The sequence below is a fragment of the Bordetella genomosp. 10 genome (assembly GCF_002261225.1).
Taxonomy (GTDB): domain Bacteria; phylum Pseudomonadota; class Gammaproteobacteria; order Burkholderiales; family Burkholderiaceae_B; genus Bordetella_C.
Genome location: NZ_NEVM01000002.1, coordinates 542,761 through 562,581, shown reverse-complemented (window position 1 = coordinate 562,581; position 19,821 = coordinate 542,761). Strand labels below are relative to the sequence as shown.

Sequence of the window (19,821 nt, the reverse complement as noted above, 5' to 3'; positions counted from 1 at the left end):
CTCAGCGGCGCAACTGCGTCTTGCGAAAGCGCATGACCAACTGGCCTTCCTCGTCCAGGAAGTCGGTCTCGATCACCACCATCAGCATCCAGCCCTTGGAGGTCTCGCGTTCGTAGATATCCAGGTAGCGCGACTTCAGCCGGATCCGCTCGCCATGCCGGGCATAGCGGAACAGCTCGACTTCCGTGCCGCCGTTCAGCAGCGGGCTATTGACCAGCGGCAGCGGCGGCAGCCCCAGCGTCGAGGAGCCCACCGCGCCGTCGAAATCGGGATCGGCGGCGCGCGCCTGCACCAGGTCGGGATCGCCGAAGGGCAGCCTGAGCATGGCGTTGGGGAACAGCGGCGGCGCCACGGGCGCGCCGTACCGGGTGCCGGCCGCGGCGTCCTCGTCCATATAGACCGGATCGATGTCCATGATGGCCTGCGCATAGCGGCGCACGGCCCCCCTTTCCACCGGATCGCAGGCCAGTTGCAGATCGGTCTCCAGGCCGATGCAGCGCCTGACCTCTTCGTTCATGCGAGGCATACTTGTCTCCAGCCGTATTGAAGTTGTTGTATGCATATTAGATTTATAAAAATACAATATCAACCAGTTTTGCATCCATACAAACCCGAATCATGAACCTGAATCCGTCTTCATCCATCCTCGAACAAGTCCTGCGCGGCTTGGCCGGCAACCGCCAACCCGGCTGGAACTTCCCCGGAAATTTCCTGCGCCTCTCCTTCGACGAGGTCGAAAAGGAGCGCTCCCGGGTGTCCCTGCTGGCCGGACCGCATGCCGTCGCCGCCGACGGGCAGCTCGAGCTGGCAGCGCTGGCCGTGCTGGCCGACATAGGAATGGCCGCCAGCCTGCGCAGGGAGGTGGGCCAGGCGCGCCGGATGGCGACCGTGCAGATGTCGCTTTCGTTCATGGCGGACGCGGGCCCGCCGTCCGGCGCCGCGCCGGCGGATCTCGTCGAGGCATGCTCTACCGCCGAAGGCGCGACCGCGGAGACGGGCGCCCGCCAGCTCTTCACCCGCACCGCCATCCGTCATGCCGGGCGCCTCTGCTGCGTGGGCGGCGCCGCCTTCATGCCGCTGGGCGGCGCGGCCCTGGCCCCGATGCCCATGGCGCGGCGCGGCGAGCCCGGCTTCGAGCCGCCGCTACTGGCCGAGGGCGAACTGGACCCGGCCGAGGCCGGCGTCCTGGCGCGGACGCGACGGATCCTGGCCGCGGGGGAGCGAAACTTCCTGGCGCGCTTCTGGGACCTTGTGCCGCAGGCCGGCGAACAGCGGGCGGCGTGCACGCTGGAGAATGGGCTGCATTCGGGCAATCGGGTCGGCCACACCCAGGGCGGCATCGTGCTCGCGCTGGCCGGGCATACCTGCCGGGCCGCGGTCGGCGCGGATTGGACGCTGGCGGGCATCAGCGGGTGGTATCTGTCGCCCGGACGCGGCCGGACGCTGCGTGCCGAGGCCGCCATCCTGCATCGCGGCAGCTCGACGGCCGCCTGCCGATGCGAGATCAGGGACGAGGAAGGACGGCTGGTGATGCACGCGGTCAGCAGCCACGTCAGCGGCCCCCTCAGCGGCGACGTCAGCGGTCACGTCACCGGTCAGGGCAGGTAAGCCGAAGGCGACGCCTGACCTATTCCTCCGTGCGCGCGTTCGCCGGCAGGCTGAACACGAAGTCCGCGATCACGCCGCCCAGCTTGACGTGCGTGGCCATGGCCTTGCCCGCCAGCTCGCCATCGGCGGCGCGGATGGCCTCGTAGATGGCCGTATGCTCGGCCAGGGACTCCTTGCGCCGTCCGGGCTGGTCCAGCCGGAAATTGCGATAGGGCTGCAGCACCTTCCAGGTGCGCAGCGCGAGTTCCTCGAGATATTGGTTATGGGTCGCCGCATACAGCGCCCAGTGGAATTCCCGGTTCATCCGGGTATAGGCCTGCTGGTCCTCCACGGCGGCCGTGGCCTTCTCCAGGATTTCCCGCAAACCCTCGCGTTCCTGCGGCGTGGCGCGCCGGGCCGCCAGGCGCGCCGCCATGGTGTCCATTTCGGCCATGGTCTCGATCATGCCGATCAGCCGTGGCATGCTCAGGTGCGTGACGATGGTGCCCTTGCGCCGGCGCACTTCCACCATGCCGGTGGCGACCAGCCGCTGGATGGCCTCGCGCACCGGGGTGCGCGACACGCCGAACCTGGCCGCGATGCTGGCCTCGTCCAACCGCTGTCCCGGCGCCAACTGGCCCTCGAATATCATTTCCTCCAGTTGCTGCGCGAGCTGGTTGCTCTGGGTGCCCGAAGCCGGCGCGCGCACGTCGTCATCGTCGTCCGCCTCGGCCCCGCCATGGTCCGAGCGCGAGGCGAGCTGGCTCAGGACCTTGTCCGTTTGTTCCCCGCCCTGTTTCCGTATTGCCATGATCCCATTACCTTGCATGCATTAAACATCAATTTGTATACTTTGACGCACTTATAACCTATGGAGCAGACCATGAAAGATACACTGAAAGCCGCCGACGGCCATCGGCTGGCCGCTTATGTCGCCCAACCCGCCGGCAAGCCCAAGGGCGTAGTCGTGGTCGTGCAGGAGATTTTCGGCGTCAACAGCCATATCCGCGGCGTGGCGGACGGCTATGCCGCCAACGGCTACGTGGCCATCGCGCCTGCCCTGTTCGACCGCGTCCAGCCGGAATACGAGTCGGGCTATACGCAGGAGGAAGTGGGACGCGGCGTCGAGATCATGAAGAAGCTGGACTTCGGCAACGCCCTGCTGGACGTGGAAGCCGCCTTGGACAGCGCGCCGGCGGACCTGAAAAAGGGCATCGTCGGCTATTGCTACGGCGGAACGGTGGCCTGGCTGGCGGCCTGCCGCCTGCCCTCGCTGTCGGCCGCCGTCTGCTATTACGGCGGCGCCATTCCCAACTTCATCGACGAGTCGCCGAAATGCCCGGTCATGCTGCATTTCGGCGAGCAGGACCAGTCACTGCCGGTGGAGAAGGCGCGCGCGGTGGCGCATCGGCATGCCGATGCCGTCTCGCACTTCTATGACGCCGGCCACGGCTTCAATTGCGACCAGCGCGGCGCCTACAACCAGGCCGCCGCGAAACTCGCGCTCGACAGGACGCTGGAATTCCTGGACCGGCATCTGGCCTCGAAATAAGAAAGCCGCGGCAAGAATGCCGCGGCCTCCGGCCTATCGGGCGACGGGCTCCGGCAGGCTGCCCGCTCAGACCGCCTGCACGGGGTTCTTCGCCGCGCCGGGAATGGCGGTGTCCTCGCCCCGCGACCGCCAGTGGGCCAGGTCGCGGTTGCGCACGGCGACGGCGCCTTCCCACAACTGGTAGGCGTCCTCGCCCAGCATCAGGCGCACGGGCGCCGTGTCGCCGTCCACCATGTCGACGACCACCTGCATGCCCTTGACGGGATCACCCATCTGCTTGCCGTCCTGCGTGGCGAAGTATTCGTCCACGCCCGCGTCCAGTGGCGCGTAGTCGGCGATATGGCCCGACGCGCGCATGGCGGCCGCGCCCGCGAAGCCGGTGCGAAAAGCCCCCGGCTCGATCAGCGTCACCCGGACGCCCAAGGGCTTGACCTCGTGATGCAGCGCCTCGGTGAAACCTTCCAGCGCGAATTTCGACGCGTTGTACAAGCCGTTGCCGGGGAAGGCCACCAGGCCGGCGATGCTGGTCAGGTTCAGGATGTGGCCGGATTTCCGCGCGCGCATTCCCGGCAGCACTTCGCGCGCCAGTTCGACGGCGGCGAAGAAGTTCAACTCCATGTTGGCGCGGATCTGTTCGGAGGTGAATTCCTCCAGCGCCCCATAGGCGCCCGCGCCCGCGATGTTGGCCAGCACGTCGATGCGGCCGAACCTGCCGTTCGCGGCCTGTAGCGCCGCGGCGCGCGAGGCCGCGTCGGTCACGTCCATCTGCAGGGCCAGCGCGCGGTCGCCGTGGGGGGCCGCGATGGCCTGCAAGGGCGCCAGGCGGCGCGCGGTGAGCACGGCGCTGTCGCCGCGGGCCAGCACCAATTCGGCCAGCGCCTTGCCGAAACCGGACGATGCGCCGGTGATAAACCAGATTTTCATGAGAGATCTCCTTGTAGATGGAATTCAAGCGAAGGCGTCGATGCCGGTCAATGCGGCCGACAGCTTCCACAGGCGCTCGGCCTGTCGAGGGTCGATGGCGTAGTCGCGTACGCCGGTTTCGGTGGGCGTGGCGGTGTTGTCGCGCACGGCCACGTCGCAGTTCTCGCAGTACAGGCCGCCCTTGCCTTCGAGCAGCGGCGAGGTGGCGGCCCACACCGTGGTGGCGGCGCCTTGGGCCGGCGTCTTGAAGTTGGGGTCGATCACCTCGCCCTTGTCGTTGAGCCAACCCAGCGCGGTCAGTTCCTCCATGCTCATGTGGCGTTGCAACGGCGTGTAGATCGAGCCCGGATGCACCGAGAAGGCGCGCACGCCGCTGGCCTGCGCGAGCGTGTCGAACTGTTTGGCGAACAGCGCGATGGCGGTCTTGGATTGGCCATAGGCCAGCCACTTGTCGTAGCCGGCGTCGAACTGCACGTCGTCCCAGCGCATCGGCGCGAAGTGATGCCCCCTGGATGACAGCGACACCACCCGCGCGCCGGGGGCGATGGCCGGCCACAGCAGGTTGACCAGCGCGTAGTGGCCCAGGTGATTGGTGCCGAACTGCGCTTCCCAGCCTTTGCCCACGCGGGTTTCCGGAATGGCCATGACGGCGGCGTTGCAGATGACGATGTCGGCCTTGCGGCCGCCGGCGACGAAGCGTCCGGCGCACGCGCGCACGCTGTCCTGGTCGGCCAGGTCGAGCCGGTCGACCTCGACGCCGGGCACGCCTTCCAGCGCCTTGCGGGCGGCCTCGGGATTGCGCGCGAGGACCCGCACATGCGCGCCCGCGCCGGCCAGCGCCTTGGTGGTCTCCAGGCCCAGGCCCGAGTGGCCGCCGGTGACGATGGCGAATTTGCCGGACAGGTCCACGCCGGCCAGGACGTCGGCGGCGGTGCTATGGAAGCCGAAGCCGGACTTCAGGGGCGTTTGCGGGTCTTGCGTAGGGTCTTGCGTAGGGTCTTGCGTAGGGTCTTGCATGAGGGATTTCCTTGCCAAGCGTCAAAGCTTGATCTCCACCACTTCGGCGTCGTCGAAGGCCGTGTCCTCTCCGCGCGCGCGCCAGCTATCCAGGTCTTCCTGGCGCTTGGCGATGGTGGCGTCCCAGATCGAATACGCATCGCGGCCCAGCATCAGGCGCACGGGCGGCGCCTCGCTGGCCACCACTTCCAGCATGCGGCGGGCGGCCTTGGCGGGATCGCCCATCTGCTTGCCGGCGGAGGTTTCCAGATAGGTCTCGAACGGCTCGACCACGGGGCGGTAGGCGGGAATGCTCTGCACGGGACGCATGTTCACATCGCCCGCGAATTCGGTGCGGAAGGCGCCGGGCTCGACCAGGGTGACGTGGATGCCCAGCGGCTTGGCCTCGATGGCGAGCGATTCGGTCCAGCCTTCGATGGCGAACTTGGCCGCGCAATACGGGCCCGCGGCGTTCATCGCCACCTGGCCGGCGATGCTGCTCACCGTGAGGATGTTGCCCGAGCCCTGCTTGCGCATCTGCGGCAGCACGGCGCGGGTCATCTCGGCGGCGGCGAAGAAGTTAAGCTCCATCTGCTCGCGCAACTGCGCCAGGCTGAATTCCTCGCAGGCGCCGGCCACGCCGCGCCCGGCCACGTTGGCGAGCACGTCGATGCGGCCGAAGCGCGCCAGCGTATCGGCCACGGCCTTGTCGCGCGCGGCGGCGTCGGTGACGTCCACGGCCAGCGGCAGTACGCGGTCCGCGTGGTCCCGGGCGATGGCCTGCAGGCGATCGAGGCGCCGGGCGGTGATGACGGCGATGTCGCCGTTGGCGATGACGGCCTCGGCCAGCGCCTTGCCGAAGCCCGAGGAAGCGCCGGTGATCAGCCAGACTTTCTTTGCATTGCTCATGTCGATTCCTTGCGTGTCAGGAGTAGGCGCTGGAGGCCTCAATCGCCGAGGTGCTTCTTGTAGAACGGCACCAGTCGTTCCAGCGCCTGGCGCGTGGCCTCGGGCTGGTCGTACAGGTCGTAGTGGCTGGCGCCGGGCACGATCTGGATCGACTTCTCGCTCGAACGCGCGCGGCGGTACAGCTCATGCCCATCGCTGTAGGAGCCGAAGGCGCCCGGCACGCTGCCGAACACGACGTGCAGCGGCTGCGTCAGCAGCGCTTCGGCCAGGTGGAAGGCGTCCCAGCCCAGCACGGCGCCCGTGCTGGTCAGGCGCAGCTTGTTGGGCGAGCCCGGCTGCTGGCCGCGCGGCGTCAGGTAGTAGTCGATCGCGTTGGTGATGTCCACGTCGGTGACGCCGGCCTTCTCGCTAAGGCAGCGTGACCAGGTAGTCCACGGCGCAGCGGAAGTCCTCGACGCGCGTGCTGGGGTCTTCGAGGAAGCGCGGCTCGCCGCCGCTGGCGCCCTGGGTGGAGGCGTCGAAGGCCAGCGTGATGAAGCCGGCCCGGGTCAGCGCCTCGCCGTAGATGGCGCCCGAGGTCTGCTCCTTGCAGCTACTGATGGGATGCGCGCAGACGATGGCGGCGTATTTCCTGTTGGCGTCGAAGCCCTCGGGCAGGCGCAGCGTGGCGGCCACGTCCCAGGTGCGGTTCTTGAAAGTGACGGATTGCGTTTGGCTCATGAGATGCTCCCAAGTGGCGATGTGCGGATGACCGCAGCAGCTACCAGCGATGGATCAAAGATAGCGCTTGATGGGCGAACGAACCATGCCTTAAAGTACTGCTTTCTTTTTCGATCGTACGGATTTGCAGATGGATCCCTTGTCGGACGTCCTCTCCCTGCTCAAGCCCCGCAGCCAGTTCTATGCGGGCTTCGACGCCGCCGGAGACTGGTCTTTTGACTTCCCTCCCCATGACGGCATCAAGTTCACGGCCATCATGCGCGGCGCTTGCTGGGGGGTGACGGACGACCTGGAGCAACCGATCCGCTTCGAGGAGGGAGATTGCTTCCTGCTCAACAGCAGGCGCCGCTTCGTGCTCTCGTCCGATCCGGCGCTATTGCCGGCGGACTCTGAACATATCCTGGACGCGGCCGCGCGTGAAGGGGTGGCCGTGCATAACGGCGGCGGCGAGGTATTTCTCATCAGCGGGCGCTTCGAGTTTTCCGGCAACCATGCCGCCGTCCTGTTCGACGCCCTCCCGCCGCTCGTCAACATTCCTCGCGCTTCGGGCCAGGCGGAGGTGCTGCGCTGGTCCCTGGATCAATTGGCGGCCGAGTTGCGCACGCCGCAGCCGGGCGGCACGCTGATGTCCACCCACCTGGTGCACCTGATGCTGGTCCAGGTATTGCGGCTGTTCATGAACACGTCCAGCGAATTGCCGAAAGGCTGGTTCCTGGCGCTGGCGGACCGGCAGATCAGCCCCGCCATCGGCGCCATGCACGCCGAGCCCGCCCGCCATTGGACGCTGGAGGAACTGGCCCGCATCGCGGGCATCTCGCGCACCGTCTTCGCGCAACGATTCAAGGCCCTGGTCGGCAGCACCGCCATGGAATACCTCGCCCGCTGGCGCATGCTCATGGCCGCGGACCGCCTGCGCGCCAGCACCGACAACGTCGCCTCGATCGCCTTCTCGCTGGGCTACGAATCGGAGAGTTCCTTCAGCACCGCCTTCAAGAGAATCATGGCCTGCTCGCCGACGCAGTACCGGCGCCAGCTATCGGCTTGATTTCGCCGAGGCGAAACGCCGGCTCCCCGATTGGCGGTGGAGATTGGTGAGATCGCCAGTCCCGGCAAGGCATCGGTTTCGTTTATTGCGAATTTCGTTTATTTCGATTAGCATGACGGCTTCAACTGGAAGCCACCATGACCGCCGACTCCCTCTCCAACGTGACACTTCCCCTTGAACGGGACGTGCGATTGGCCGTGCAAGGCCAGCGCGCCTTGGCTGCCTACCTGGCGACGCAGGTCGAAACGCAACGCATCCAGATCTTCGACGACAAGAACCAGGCACACCAGGTCGAGCTACCGACCTCGGCCCTCCGCCTGCTGGTGGACATCCTGGCCGAGCTGGCCGAAGGCAACGCCGTCAAAGTCGTGCCGGTCCACGCGGAGCTGACGACGCAGGAGGCCGCGGACCTGCTCAATGTTTCCCGGCCCCACCTGGTGAAGCTGCTGGAAGACGGCGCGCTGCCTTTTCACAAGACCGGAAAGCATCGCCGTGTGCGGTTCGCGGACCTGATGGCGTTCAAGTCCCAGCGCGATCAAGCGAGCGAACAAGCAATGGAGGAACTTGCCAAGCAGGCGCAAGAGCTGGGCATGGGTTACGAATGAGGCATTCCCCATTCACGGTAGTCTACGACGCCTGCGTTCTCTATCCTGCGCCGCTCCGCGACTTCCTGATGTAGCTGGGCCTATCGGGCCGATTCCGGGCTCGATGGAGCGAGCAGATCCACGAAGAATGGAAGCGCAATCTCCTTATCAATCGTCCCGACCTCACGCGGGAACAATTGGATCGCACCTCGGCGCTGATGGATCGCGCGATTCCGGATGGCTTGGTGACCGATCATGAGTCACTCATCGACGGGCTGAGCTTGCCCGACGTAGACGATCGCCATGTCCTGGCGGCGGCGATCCGATGCAACGCCAGCGTGATCGTCACCTTCAATGAAAAGGACTTCCCTTCGCAGGCGCTGGCGCCTTTCGGCATTGAAGCGCAGCATCCCGACGAATTCGTCGAGAACCTGTTCGACCTCGATCCCGCTGCCGTAGTCGCCGCAGCCCAACGTCAACGAGCGCAACTCAAGAGTCCGCCGCTGGACGTGAACCACTACCTGGACGTGCTACTGCGGCAGGGACTGGTGCAGACGTGCAAGTCGCTGGCCGTATACCGGGCGATTCTATGACTCGCCCAAAAGGCGGGGAGCGCCATGGCGCTCCTTGGTCAGGCGAGCGGGATTGGCTATCTACGGGCGGCGGGGACGGAAAGGCTGCCGCTCAACGCTTTACGCCAGCGTGACCGGGCCGTGGTTGTCGCAATGGTCGCCATGGGGATGGTGCAGGTGGCCGTCGACCAGATAGTCCACGTGGTCGCCGTGCGGGACGGCTTCGTGGCCGCAGCCGGGGCCGTGGACGTGGCCGGCGGGATGGCCCGAGCAGTGGTGGTTGGGCGTGCAGGTGTCCGGATTGGTGGCGGAGACCGCGATCACGTGCTCGTCGACGTGCGAGCCGTGCGGGTGGTGGAGATGGCCGTCATGCAGGTAGTCCACGTGGCCTTCGTGGCGAATGGCGATGTGGCCGCAATTCGGGCCATGCTGGTGGTCATGATTGGCGTGGTGGGGTTGGTTGCAGGTGGACATGTCAGGCTCCAGTGAAGAAGGTGCTGCGTGGGTTAGCGACCTGCCGGGACTTCGGCCGCATGGCCGAGGATGTTGCGCAACAGGGCGTGGACGTGCTCGTCGGCGAGCGCGTAGTAGATATGTTTGGCCTCGCGGCGCCTGATCACCAGGCGAGCCGCATGCAGCATCTGCAAGCGCGCGGAAATGCTGCTGACCTTGGCCTGCTCGAGTTCGACGAGTTCGGACACGCACATTTCGCGCTCAGCCAGCCACAGCAATAGCCGCAATCGCGCCGGATCGCTCAAGGCATGGCACATCGCCGCGGCGATATCGAGCTCGGCCGCCCGCCAACCCAGGCTTTGCGTACCCTGCAAGTCATGCCGGCAACCCGCTTCGTGTCCGTGAACCATCTCGGCGTCTCATTCCATAATTCCATGGAATATTAGAATGACACCTGGATCCCGTCAAGGGGTCAAGAGGATGAGTGAAGACGCCAGAACGTCAGAGAGTCAGAGCATCAAGGCATCAGAACCCCAGGGCAGCCCGCCTCAACCTTCACCCTTCCCGCCGCCTCGCCCAATGCCGAGGCCCCATTCCATTGACCTCGCGAAAACTCTTGCTGAAGTGGCTGAGATTCGAATACCCGACGGCCAATGCAGCCTCGGTGGCGCTATGCCCTTCGTCCAGCATGCAGGCCGCCGCCTGCAACCGCACTTCGCGCAAATAGGCATGCACGGTATGGCCGGCCAGCGCGCGGAAACCCGCCTTGAGTTTCTTCTCGGTCAGGCCCACCGCGCGGGCCAAGCGTTCCACGGTCCAATCCTCGCCGTAGCGCTCGTCGATCAGGCGGCGGGCCTGCAACAACAGGCGGCGTTCCCGCGCGCCGACCGGCGCATCGCCGGCTTGCTGCACCGCCTGCAACACCACGGCCAGCGCTTCGAGCGCCTTGGCGCGCAGGTACAACTGGCGCACCGTGCGATTCCGGTAGGGGCAGGCCAGGATGTCGCGCGCCGTGCGCAGCAGCGCCGCGGGCGCCGGGAAACCCGCCAATAGCGAACCGGCCGCCGGCACGCTGCGGTCCTGCAGGAAATCGCCCTGCAACGCGACCAGGGGCTGGCCTCCGGCGCGCAACAAGCCCGCGGGCGTATAGCGAATATCCACCAGTTGCACGTCCTGCCCGCCCGCCATCCGGAAGCTGCCCCGCACGCGCCGCTCGCCGGTCTGGATCACGGCCATGCCGGGCTCGGCGAGCAACGGCGGTCCGCCGTCGATGGCCATGCTGGCCCGGCCTTCCAGGAACACCGCGATGCAGAACATCGGCGGCCCCTCGGCCTGCACGTCGAGCGCTTCGGTGGCCCTGCCCCGCCACGCGGTGAGCGTGATGTCGTCGTCGAAATCCTCGAACTGCGCCAGCCCGGCCCAGGCGCCGGGCAACACCACGTCGGGCAGCAAATGATGCCCGTGCAGGCGAGCCTCGTCGGGTGGCATGGGAGCGGCGGTGGACAAATTTGACTCCGAAAACGTCAATTCAGGCCCCGATACCGTTAGTCAACGGGCCGGGCGCCGATCTTTAATATAAATGATTCTCATTAATTAACATAACCCTGGCGGTGCCCGGCGATGCGCATGCGACCCCCTCTCGTCCGATATTTCCCCCTGGCATCCCTGGCGGCGCTCACGCTCCCGGCCGCCGCGCTGGCGGCCGACCCTGCAAACGAGACGCCAACGGCGCAGTTGCCCGCCGTGGTCGTCACGGCATCCAAGCGGGACCAGGCCCTGGACAGCGTCGACGGCGCGGCCTACGTCGTGCCGGCCGAAACGCTGCGCGACAACCAGGTCGAAAACACGATGCAACTGGGCCGCGTGCTGCCCGGCGTCCAGTTCTCGGAAAGCGGCTCCCTGCTGTTCCCGGTCATATCGGTGCGCGGCATCACCTCTGCCCAGGACTTCTACAACCCGGCCATCACCGTCTACGTGGACGGCGTCCCGCAGCTTCCGACGTTCGCGGCGCAGCAACTCGTCGACGTGGATCGCGTGGAACTGCTCAAGGGCCCGCAAGGCACGTTATACGGCAAGAGCGCCGAAGGCGGCGTGCTCAACATCATTTCGCGCCAACCCGACGACACGCCGCGCTTCCGCGCCAGCGCGGGCGTATTCAGCCGCGAAGGCTATCAATTCAAGGCCGGCGCGAGCGGGCCGCTGGTGCCGGGCCTGCTCTACGGCTCGGTTTCCGGCATCGTGGGCGACGCGCCGGGCCGCCTGCGCGACCCGGTCACCGGCGCCGATGGCGTCGGCGGCAGCAGCACCAATGCCGGCTCGGCCCGGCTGCGCCTGGCGCCGGCGGGCCGCCCCTGGGAACTGGGGCTCTCCGTGTCGGGCGAGTGCACGCGCGCAAGCCAGGATGCCTACGTTCCGTTCGATGACGTCCACAGCAGGGAAGCGGTGATCATGCCCGGCATTCCGGCCGACCGCAGCGACTTCCGCCAGCGTCGTTGCGGCACCAGCCAGGCGCTGACGGGCCGCTACGATTTCGGCGGTTGGCGCCTGTCGGCGATGGCGGCATGGCAGCGGCTGCATTTCGACCGCGACTACCCCATCGGCCCCTATTACTCGCAACAGCCCGAACGCTGGCGCCAACAGGTCCAGGAACTGCGCCTGGCGACGACCGGCAAGCACACGGTCGACACGACGCTGGGGCTGTACCGCCAGCGGGTCGTCCAGTCGCGCGACTACGTCAACGACCTCTACGTGCCGCTCAGCGCCAACGCGCTGACGACCGGGTCGCGCAACGAATCCGAATCGCTCGCCGCCTTCGGCGACGTGACCTGGCACGCCACCGAGGCCCTGGACCTGTCGGCCGGCCTGCGCTACTCCCGCGACAAGGCCGACATCCACTACGACGGCAGCGCGCTGAATTTCTCCACCTTCGGCTACGACGCCTTCGGCGGCAGCGGCCACACCCGCGGCAATACCGTGCTGGGTCGCCTGGCGGCGGGATACCAGCTCACCCAGGCCTGGCGCGTCTACGCCAACGTCGCGCAGGGATACAAGCCCGGCGGCTACAACCTCGCCCCTTCCAGCGCGGCCGACGCGGAAGCGTACGGCAAGGAAAAATCCGTCAGCTACGAACTCGGCGCCCGCTACGCCGGCGACGCCGTGCGAGTGGGCGCGGCGGTCTTCCGCACCGACATCCATGACGCCCAGCTCTACGTCAGCGACCAGATCGGATACCAGCATCTACAGAACGTGGGCAAGACGCGCGCGACCGGCGTCGAATTCGACGCGGCGTGGGACGTGACGCGGCAATGGACGCTGGGCCTGGAAGGCACGTACACGCACGCCAGATTCCGCGCGCTGGACGCCGGCGTCTGCGCCGGCTGCGACGACAACCGCGTGCCGTTCTCACCCGCCTACCTGCTCACGGCGCGCGTCGAGGGTCATTTCGGCACGGCGGCGGGCGAGCTGCGCCCCATGCTAGCCGTGCGCCGCGTCGGCTCCCAATACTTCGACGTCGGCAACACGCTGCGCCAGGACGCCTACACCCTGGTGGACCTCGGCCTGGCATGGCGGCCGCGCGACCGCATCGAGGTGACGGCCTATGTCAACAACCTGACCGACAGGCGCTATCGCACCTACGCCTTCGCGGGCGGCGCGCTGGGCAACTACGCCCAGGTGGACGCCGGCCGCACGGTAGGGGTCAACGTCGCCTATGAATACTGATCCCTTGCGCGGGCGAACGGCGTTCGCGCTGCTGGCCATGGGCGGCGTCTATACCGCCCAGGGCATCGTGGGCGGCATCACCCTGCAGGCCATCCCCGCCGCCCTGCGCGCGGCGGGCCGTCCGCTGGAGCAGATCGGCCTGATGTCGCTGGCGATCCTTCCCTGGGCGCTCAAATTCCTGTGGGCGCCGGCGCTCGAACGCGTGCGGCTTCCCGCCGGCTCGACGGCGCGGCGCAGCCGGCGCATCGTCGTGCCGGGCCAGTTGCTGATGGCGGCGCTCCTGCTGGCCCTGGGCGCGACCGAGCGGCTGCCGATGCCGTGGCTGCTGGGCCTGCTCACCATGCTCGCCCTGCTTGCGGCCAGCATCGACGTGGCCTGCGACGGCTATGCCGTCGACCAGTTGCCGCCGGCCAGGCGCGGCTGGGGCAACGCGCGGCAAGTGGGAGGCAGCTACCTGGGCATGTTCGCCGGCGCGGGGCTGTTCGTCCTGCTGGCCGATGCGCGCGGCTGGGGCACGGCGGCGGCGAGCATGGCGGGACTGGTCGTCCTGTGCGCCCTGCCCTTCGCGGCCGCCAGGGAAGGCCCGCGCGCCCTTCCCTCCAGTCATCGACCCTCGCTGGCCGCGGCCTGGCGGCGAGTTGCCGTACGCCAGGGCCTGCTGATGACGGTGGTCTTCCAGATCGGTTCGCGCCTGGCCTATGGCATGACGGGCCCCTTGCTGGTCGATCGCGGCGTGGCCTTGTCGGCCATCGGCTGGCTCAACGGCGCGGGCGGCGTCGCGACGGGCCTGGCCGGCACGGCACTGGGCGCCTGCGTGGTCCAGCGCCATGGCCCGCAACGCGCCTTGGCCGTCACCGTCGCCTTGCAGGCCGTCTCCTTGCTCGCGTTCTGGCTGGCCGTCGTCGCGGGCGCCGCGCCGGACTGGCTGATGGCGGGCGCGCTGCTCAAGAACGCGGCCGCCGCCGCGGGCTTCGTCGCGCTCTACGCCTATCTGATGGGACATGCATCGCCCTTGCAGGCAGGCGTCGATTTCACCCTGTTCCAATGCGCCGACGCCGCCACCGCCGCCGCGGGCGGACTGGCGGCCAGCCTCCTGGCGGCCCGCTACGGCTACGGGGCCAGCTTCGGCATGGCCGCGGCGCTGGCGCTCGGCGCCTGCATCCTGATTCCGCGTCTGGGTCGCCGCATGCACGCGCGAACGGCGCCGGACGATCTTTCCAACTCCGCACGAGACACGGTATGAATCCTTCTCCCCTGGCAGTGATCGCCGGCGCCGGCGTGGCCGGCCTGTCCAGCGCCTGGTGGCTGTCGCAAGCCGGCTGGCGCGTCGTCCTGGCCGAACGCGCCACGCATCTGCGGGACGGCGGCTACATGATGGGGCTGTCGGGCCCGGGCCTCTATACCGCCCGCCGCATGGGACTGGTGCCGGCGCTGCGCGCCGTCGAGCGCGAGATCGGCGAAAACGTCTACCGCGACCGGCGCGGCCGCGAACTGATGCGTATCCGCTACCGCGAACTGCTCAAGCAAATCGAATGGATCACGCTCAAGCGCACCGACCTGGTAAGCGTCCTGTACGACGTCGTGCGCGACCGCTGCGACATGCGGCTGGGCATGACCGTCGCCGCCTGTCGGGCCGACAGCCTGGGCGTCGACGTCACCCTGTCCGATGGGCGGATGCTGCGCGCCGACCTGCTGGTGGGCGCCGACGGCGTGCATTCGGCGTTGCGCGAACAGGTGTTCGGGGCCGACGACGGCGCGCGCCGCGTTGAGCAACTGGGCTACCGCTACGCTGCCTACGACGTCGAGGACGCCATCGGCCTGAGCCATGACTTCGTGTCCTACGCCGCCGTCGGACAACAGGTCGAGTACCACGGGCTGGGGGGCGGCCGGCTGGCGGCCCTGCATGTCTGGCGCAGCCACGAACATGGCGCCGTGCCGTCGGCCGCGCGCCATGCGCTCGTCGCGGAAGTCGCGGCGCGCACCCATCCGGAAGCCATGCGCATCCTGCGCCACCTGCCCGCCGATGCGCCGATCGCCCTGGACGACCTGGCCATGATAGACATGCCGACCTGGCATCGCGGCCGCATCGTGCTGCTGGGCGACGCCGCGCACGGCCTGTCGCTCATCTCCGGCCAGGGCGCCGGCATGGCCATGGCCTCGGCCGCCGTGCTGGCCCAGGAACTGGGCCGGCAGCCCGTCAGCCAGGCCCTGCTCGCGCACGACAGGAGACTGCGCCCCATCGTCCAGCGCCTGCAACAACGCAGCCGCAAGCTCGCGCCCGTCTACGTGCCTGCCGCGGCGTGGAGCTTCGCGCTGCGCAACGCCGCCATGCGCGCCCTGCCGCGCATGCTGCTGCGCCGCTATTTCCTCAGCGGGCTGAAGTCCGAGCTGGAAGCCGCGGCGGCGTTGGCCTAGGCTACGAAGCGCCGCCCCGTAAAGCAACTGCACGGCCAACCCTACCCTATGCCCACCGGCTCATTCAAGCCGGATGGGGATCGATGCCCAGCCGCCGAATCAGCTCTTGTTGAAGCTCCAGCGGAGACAGCTTCCTCTTACCCGCATCCGTCTTGACGTATACCTCCTGTCCACCAGTCGCAAAAAGCAATGTGCGCCTGACCGATGGAACACGAACTTCAACGACATACATGTCGTCGATCGGCGTTTCCCGGTCTCTCACCGGATGGAGATCGATCCGGTAGGCTGTTGGAGCAATCGGAGGGACGATCTGATGCAAGCGCTCTGTGACGATGCGCCGGAGTTCGTCACACTCCTGCGGAAGAAGGCGAACGCCGACGATGGAACGATCTTCGTCACGGATTCCCCAGAAAATTGCGCCCTCTTGTGAGAGCCCAGCATTCAGGAAAGCCACTACGTACTGGTCAACGGCGCCCTTGATCGCGCCGAGGGGATTCGTGCCTTTCACTTCCTTGAACTCGCACGCTCGACTTTCCTGTGCAGGGTATTTCGTTCCCCTGATCCATTTTGATCGATGGGGCTGTCGCGGGTTGGGCGTGCGTGTCTGGAACCGTTGATCGTATGCGACCAGGGAACGTCCGCTTCGATTTGCTGAAATGATCTGGACAGGATCATCTCCGTAGCCTGCGCCGTGGGTGCCTAACACAATTACCTGTGAGTCCTTGGCGATCTCCCGGAGCAATCGGTAAACCAGAGGCAGCAAGTCTTGCGACCAAAACCTGGCCCAACCGTCAACGATAAGTGGCAATTTGAATTGAGCACGCCGTCGAACGACGAGTTGCCACATCAATGCTCGTACCGAACTTTCCCCCGTGGAACCGACGCTCCGCTCAAACACGCCCTTTTGTCGAAGTTCCCCCCATAGCGGCTCGTCCTTGATTGTTGCGAGGATGACTTGCTCCACATCCCCGGGATATAGCGAATCGATATCGCCAGGCCGCTCATCGCCAAGCAATAGGCGTTGGCCTTCCGGCTCGGACAACGTTGCGAGAACCCGGAGAGCCAGCGGCCCCGTCGTTTTCGCCACATCCGGCTTGCCCCGAACGTCTTCGGCGATCCATAGATTTGCCGTCTCGACGCTTGCGCCGTCTTCCATCGTTACTTCCACCACGGATGGACTGGCGCCGCCCTCCGTGATCGAGATGGCGGGTTTCCCAACGATGGAGGCGAGAATCGCACCCGCCATCTGCGTTTTTCCCGCGCCATTGTTCCCGACAAACCGGTTGACCGCGCGAGGCTCGAAATGAAATTCCGCGCCGGCGAATGGACCAAAGTTTTCAAGTCTGATCTTGGTGAAGTACATCAAGCCCTACCGTTTGAGTCGATTCGTTCAACACCTGCGTGCCCCGAAAGCCTCTAAATTTCCACTAAATGGAAATCTGCCGGTGACGGGGAGACGAACGCGACTCTATTCTACGAAACCAGATCAGCAACCCGCGACGCGGGGCATAACGACAACGGGCATGCGACGCCAGGCTCGCGCACCGAAGGAACGCAGAGGACACAGACACGATGGACCAGGCACTTGAGCAAATCACCGACTTCACCGCCAGCGTGCGGCCCGAGGATCTTCCCGCCGACGTGATCGAGCACGTCACCGGCGTCCTGGTGGATACCCTCGCCTGCGCGATGGCGTCGCGGGACTGCCCCGGCGCGCGCGCGGCGGCGGCCGTTCCCGACCTGCCCCGCGACGCGGGCGGCACGGTCATCGGCAGCACCGCCGTCGCCACGCTGGGCATGGCGGCGTTCTGGAACACGTCGATGATCCGTTACCTCGACTACAACGACACCTTCACCGGCGGCCACCCCAGCGACATCCTGGGCGCGCTCATCGCGGTGGCCGGCGCCCGCCACCTGCCCGGCCGCACCCTGCTGAGCGGCATCGCCGTGTCCTACGAGATTTTCCACCGTATCTCGCTGCGGCACCGGTCCTACCGCAAGGACCATGGCGCGCTGGTCGACTACCTTTCGATCGACCAGGGCTTCGCCGTGGCGATCGGGGCGGCCGCCGGCATCGCGCACATGCTCGGCTACGATCGCGACCGCATCCGCACCGCCGTCTCCCTGGCCGCGACCAACGGACTGCCGCTGCGGGCCAGCCGTTCCGGCGAACTGTCCCATTACAAGGGCGTGGCCACGGCCGTAAGCACCCGGCAGGCTGTCTTCGCCTGCCAGCTCGCCGAGAACGGCCTGACGGGTCCCTCGGATCCCTTCGAAGGACGGCATGGCTTCATCGAGGTCATGGAGGGCAAGGCCGGCCCGATGAACCTGGAACCGTTCGGCGAGTGGGCCGTGCTGCGCTCGGGCCTGAAGTATTTTCCGGCGACGGCCAACTGCCAGATCGGGATCTGGGCCGCCCTGAAGCTGCGCGAAGGACTGGACCTCGATGAAGTACAAGAGGTGGTGTTGCATACCTCGCGCTTCCTGCGGCACGAATCCGGCAGCGAGCCGGCCAAGTGGGCGCCCACGACGCGCGAGACCGCCGACCATAGCCTGCCCTACGTCGTCGCGGTCGCGCTGCTGGAGGGCGACGTGACGCTGGCCGCCTACACCGACGAGGCGCTGTCCAGTCCGAAGGTGCGCCAGATGATGCAGAAGATCTCGGTGGCGGTCGACGAGCAGATCGAGGCCGAATGGCCCGGCATCATCCAGATCCGCGCGACGGTGAAACTGGCCGACGGCACCACGCGGAAGGTGCACGCCGCCAATCCCAAGGGCACCTACCGGAATCCCATGAACCGCGAGGACATCAGGATCAAGTTCCGGCATCTGGTGCAGCCGGCGCTGGGCGCGGACACGGACAAGGTTTTCGACCAAGCCTGGGCCATCGCCGATAGCCGCGACTGCGCCCAGGTGTTCGAGCAACTGGCCACCGAGTAAGCGATGCCCTACGACCACGACCTTCCGGTTACGCGCGGCCTCGCGGCCTACATCGCCGAGGCCGACTTCAAGACCCTGCCGCCCGAGGCCGTGGAGGCCGCCAAGGTGGCGATACTCGACGGCCTGGGCTGCCTGGCGGCGGGCAGCCGCGAGCCCGCGCCCGGCATCGCCCGCGCCGCGCTGGGCGACGACCCCTCCGGCCCCTGCACCGTGATCGGCACAGCGGTCCCCGCCAGCCCCGCGACCGCGGCCCTGTTGAACGGCATATCGCTGCACGCGCTGGACTTCGAAGTGCAAGGCATGCCGCCCGCGCACGGCACCTCCTCCATCCTGCCCGGGGTGCTGGCGCTTTCCGAACGCTATGCCGTGGCCCCCGAGCGGGCCGTCCTGGCCTTCGTCGTCGGCTGGCAGATCCAGCAACGGGTGCGCACCGCCGCCCGCGACAGCAGCTTCCGCGGCTTTCACCCGCCGGGCGTCGTCGGCCCGCTGGGCGCGGTGGCGGCATGCTCGGTGATACTGGGCCTGTCGGCCGACCAGGTGGCGGGCGCCATCGGCCTGGCCGCATCGCGCACCGGCGGCCTGTTCGCCAACAACGGCAGCATGGCCAAGCCCACGCACCCCGGCAACGCGGCGCGCTCGGGCGTCGAATCGGCCCTGCTGGCCGCCCGCGGAATGTCCGGCAACCCGCGCATCCTGGAAATGCCCGGCGGCCACTTCGAGACCTTCTTCGACGAGCGTTTCCGTCCCACGGAGGTGCTGGACGGCCTGGAGGACTACGCCATCGTCCGGCCGGGCTTCACGATCAAGCGCTACCCCGCCGAGATCTACATGCAGTGGGTCATCGAGGCCTGCCGGCAGATGCGCGACAACCCGAAATTCAGCCTGGACGCGGTGGCGGAAGTGATCGTCGAGCCGCCCGTCTACCGCACCACGCTGTCGCGGCCCAAGCCGGTCTCCGGCCTGGACGGCAAGTTCAGCTACGAGTACGCCGCGGCGGTGGGCCTGAGCCAGGAGGAAGTCGTCATCGCCACCTTCGACGGCGACACCGCGTTCAGCGAACCCGTCCAGCGTCTGCTGCCGCGGGTGCGTCTGGTCCACAACCGCGAGATCCCGCAGACGCTGGACGCGATGTGGACGCGGGTGACCGTGAAGCTGGCCGACGGCACGGAGCTGATCGAGCGCTGCGACCGCTTCCCCGGCTGCCCGGAACGGCCGATGAGCCGCGCGCAGCGCCACGACAAGGTGCGCGATTGCCTGGTCACCGGCGGACTGGCCGCGGAGGAGGCGGCCAGCCTGATCGAACAGGTCGAGCGGCTGGAAACCCTGCCTTCGTGGACGCCGGTGCTGGACCTGCTTGCCCGTATCGGCCGGCAATAAAAAAACGAGCCGCCCCGCGGCCGATAA

The 19,821-nt window shown here is 67.3% G+C and carries 20 protein-coding genes and 1 pseudogene; 10 read left to right on the top strand and 11 right to left on the bottom strand.

What is annotated here, in order from left to right:
* Position 1 precedes the first annotated feature (1 nt).
* Positions 2-526: an FAS1-like dehydratase domain-containing protein gene (locus CAL29_RS11905; RefSeq protein ID WP_179283989.1), complete on the bottom strand. Its 525-nt coding sequence runs from the start codon at positions 524-526 to the stop codon at positions 2-4.
* A gap of 92 nt (positions 527-618) precedes the next feature.
* Between CAL29_RS11905 and CAL29_RS11900 the strand changes: the two genes are divergently transcribed.
* Entirely contained in the window at positions 619-1,608 is a 990-nt protein-coding gene (locus CAL29_RS11900) for a PaaI family thioesterase (RefSeq protein WP_094853239.1), read from the top strand.
* Between the two features lie 19 nt (positions 1,609-1,627).
* On the opposite strand, the gene CAL29_RS11895 is transcribed toward CAL29_RS11900, so the two are convergent.
* Entirely contained in the window at positions 1,628-2,398 is a 771-nt protein-coding gene (locus CAL29_RS11895; protein ID WP_179283988.1) for a GntR family transcriptional regulator, read from the bottom strand.
* 72 nt (positions 2,399-2,470) lie between these two features.
* Here CAL29_RS11895 and CAL29_RS11890 point away from each other — a divergent pair, with 72 nt between their 5' ends.
* A complete protein-coding gene (locus tag CAL29_RS11890; protein WP_256977397.1) occupies positions 2,471-3,139 on the top strand; it encodes a dienelactone hydrolase family protein in 669 nt (222 codons plus the stop codon).
* A 66-nt stretch (positions 3,140-3,205) separates the two neighbouring features.
* Here CAL29_RS11890 and CAL29_RS11885 read toward each other — a convergent pair whose 3' ends face one another.
* Genes CAL29_RS11885 through CAL29_RS32270 form a run of 5 tightly spaced genes read right to left on the bottom strand, consistent with a single transcriptional unit; the run spans position 3,206 to position 6,688 of the window.
* Positions 3,206-4,063, bottom strand: coding sequence for an oxidoreductase (locus CAL29_RS11885; protein WP_094853236.1), 858 nt, complete (start codon positions 4,061-4,063; stop codon positions 3,206-3,208).
* Positions 4,064-4,087: 24 nt separating this feature from the next.
* On the bottom strand, positions 4,088-5,080 hold the full coding sequence (locus CAL29_RS11880; protein WP_094853235.1) for an SDR family NAD(P)-dependent oxidoreductase: 993 nt from the start codon (positions 5,078-5,080) through the stop codon (positions 4,088-4,090).
* 21 nt (positions 5,081-5,101) lie between these two features.
* Positions 5,102-5,968, bottom strand: coding sequence for an oxidoreductase (locus CAL29_RS11875; protein ID WP_094853234.1), 867 nt, complete (start codon positions 5,966-5,968; stop codon positions 5,102-5,104).
* Between the two features lie 38 nt (positions 5,969-6,006).
* The gene (locus CAL29_RS32275; RefSeq protein WP_373559736.1) at positions 6,007-6,354 is read right to left on the bottom strand and encodes a hypothetical protein; all 348 of its coding nucleotides are present in this window, start codon (positions 6,352-6,354) and stop codon (positions 6,007-6,009) included.
* A 22-nt stretch (positions 6,355-6,376) separates the two neighbouring features.
* Positions 6,377-6,688 carry an alpha/beta hydrolase gene (locus tag CAL29_RS32270; RefSeq protein WP_373559735.1) on the bottom strand — a complete coding sequence of 104 codons (312 nt, stop codon included), beginning with the start codon at positions 6,686-6,688 and terminating at the stop codon, positions 6,377-6,379.
* 130 nt (positions 6,689-6,818) lie between these two features.
* On the opposite strand from CAL29_RS32270, the gene CAL29_RS11865 reads away from it, so the two are divergent.
* The 3 genes and pseudogenes from CAL29_RS11865 to CAL29_RS11855 all read left to right on the top strand — a co-directional run bounded on the left by CAL29_RS11865 (position 6,819) and on the right by CAL29_RS11855 (position 8,910).
* Positions 6,819-7,733, top strand: coding sequence for an AraC family transcriptional regulator (locus tag CAL29_RS11865; RefSeq protein WP_094853233.1), 915 nt, complete (start codon positions 6,819-6,821; stop codon positions 7,731-7,733).
* A gap of 137 nt (positions 7,734-7,870) precedes the next feature.
* Positions 7,871-8,338 carry a helix-turn-helix domain-containing protein gene (locus tag CAL29_RS11860; protein ID WP_094853232.1) on the top strand — a complete coding sequence of 156 codons (468 nt, stop codon included), beginning with the start codon at positions 7,871-7,873 and terminating at the stop codon, positions 8,336-8,338.
* Positions 8,335-8,910 (top strand): annotated as a pseudogene (locus CAL29_RS11855) (PIN domain-containing protein). The gene CAL29_RS11860 and the pseudogene CAL29_RS11855 overlap by 4 nt, the downstream one beginning before the upstream one ends.
* 99 nt (positions 8,911-9,009) lie before the next feature.
* On the opposite strand, the gene CAL29_RS31585 reads toward CAL29_RS11855, so the two are convergent.
* From CAL29_RS31585 to CAL29_RS11845, 3 genes are all read right to left on the bottom strand, one after another.
* Positions 9,010-9,363: a hypothetical protein gene (locus CAL29_RS31585; protein ID WP_179283987.1), complete on the bottom strand. Its 354-nt coding sequence runs from the start codon at positions 9,361-9,363 to the stop codon at positions 9,010-9,012.
* 32 nt (positions 9,364-9,395) lie between these two features.
* On the bottom strand, positions 9,396-9,752 hold the full coding sequence (locus CAL29_RS31580) for an ArsR/SmtB family transcription factor (protein ID WP_218831842.1): 357 nt from the start codon (positions 9,750-9,752) through the stop codon (positions 9,396-9,398).
* Between the two features lie 145 nt (positions 9,753-9,897).
* The gene (locus tag CAL29_RS11845; protein WP_256977395.1) at positions 9,898-10,848 is read right to left on the bottom strand and encodes a helix-turn-helix transcriptional regulator; all 951 of its coding nucleotides are present in this window, start codon (positions 10,846-10,848) and stop codon (positions 9,898-9,900) included.
* Positions 10,849-10,968: 120 nt separating this feature from the next.
* Here CAL29_RS11845 and CAL29_RS11840 point away from each other — a divergent pair, with 120 nt between their 5' ends.
* From CAL29_RS11840 to CAL29_RS11830, 3 genes are read left to right on the top strand one after another with little or no spacing between them, the layout of a single operon-like run.
* Positions 10,969-13,062: a TonB-dependent receptor gene (locus tag CAL29_RS11840; RefSeq protein WP_094853229.1), complete on the top strand. Its 2,094-nt coding sequence runs from the start codon at positions 10,969-10,971 to the stop codon at positions 13,060-13,062.
* Entirely contained in the window at positions 13,052-14,305 is a 1,254-nt protein-coding gene (locus CAL29_RS11835; protein ID WP_143277657.1) for an MFS transporter, read from the top strand. Before CAL29_RS11840 ends, CAL29_RS11835 begins: the two co-directional genes overlap by 11 nt.
* The gene (locus CAL29_RS11830) at positions 14,302-15,477 is read left to right on the top strand and encodes an FAD-dependent monooxygenase (protein ID WP_094853227.1); all 1,176 of its coding nucleotides are present in this window, start codon (positions 14,302-14,304) and stop codon (positions 15,475-15,477) included. Before CAL29_RS11835 ends, CAL29_RS11830 begins: the two co-directional genes overlap by 4 nt.
* A 64-nt stretch (positions 15,478-15,541) precedes the next feature.
* Here the strand turns inward: CAL29_RS11830 and CAL29_RS11825 are convergent, their stop codons facing one another.
* Positions 15,542-16,840, bottom strand: a complete 1,299-nt coding sequence (locus CAL29_RS11825; RefSeq protein ID WP_094853226.1) for an ATP-binding protein — start codon at positions 16,838-16,840, stop codon at positions 15,542-15,544.
* 209 nt (positions 16,841-17,049) lie between these two features.
* Here CAL29_RS11825 and CAL29_RS11820 point away from each other — a divergent pair, with 209 nt between their 5' ends.
* Both CAL29_RS11820 and CAL29_RS11815 read left to right on the top strand, forming a co-directional pair.
* Positions 17,050-18,417: an MmgE/PrpD family protein gene (locus CAL29_RS11820; RefSeq protein WP_094853225.1), complete on the top strand. Its 1,368-nt coding sequence runs from the start codon at positions 17,050-17,052 to the stop codon at positions 18,415-18,417.
* Between the two features lie 3 nt (positions 18,418-18,420).
* Positions 18,421-19,794 carry an MmgE/PrpD family protein gene (locus tag CAL29_RS11815; RefSeq protein ID WP_094853224.1) on the top strand — a complete coding sequence of 458 codons (1,374 nt, stop codon included), beginning with the start codon at positions 18,421-18,423 and terminating at the stop codon, positions 19,792-19,794.
* The last annotated feature ends 27 nt before the right edge of the window (positions 19,795-19,821 follow it).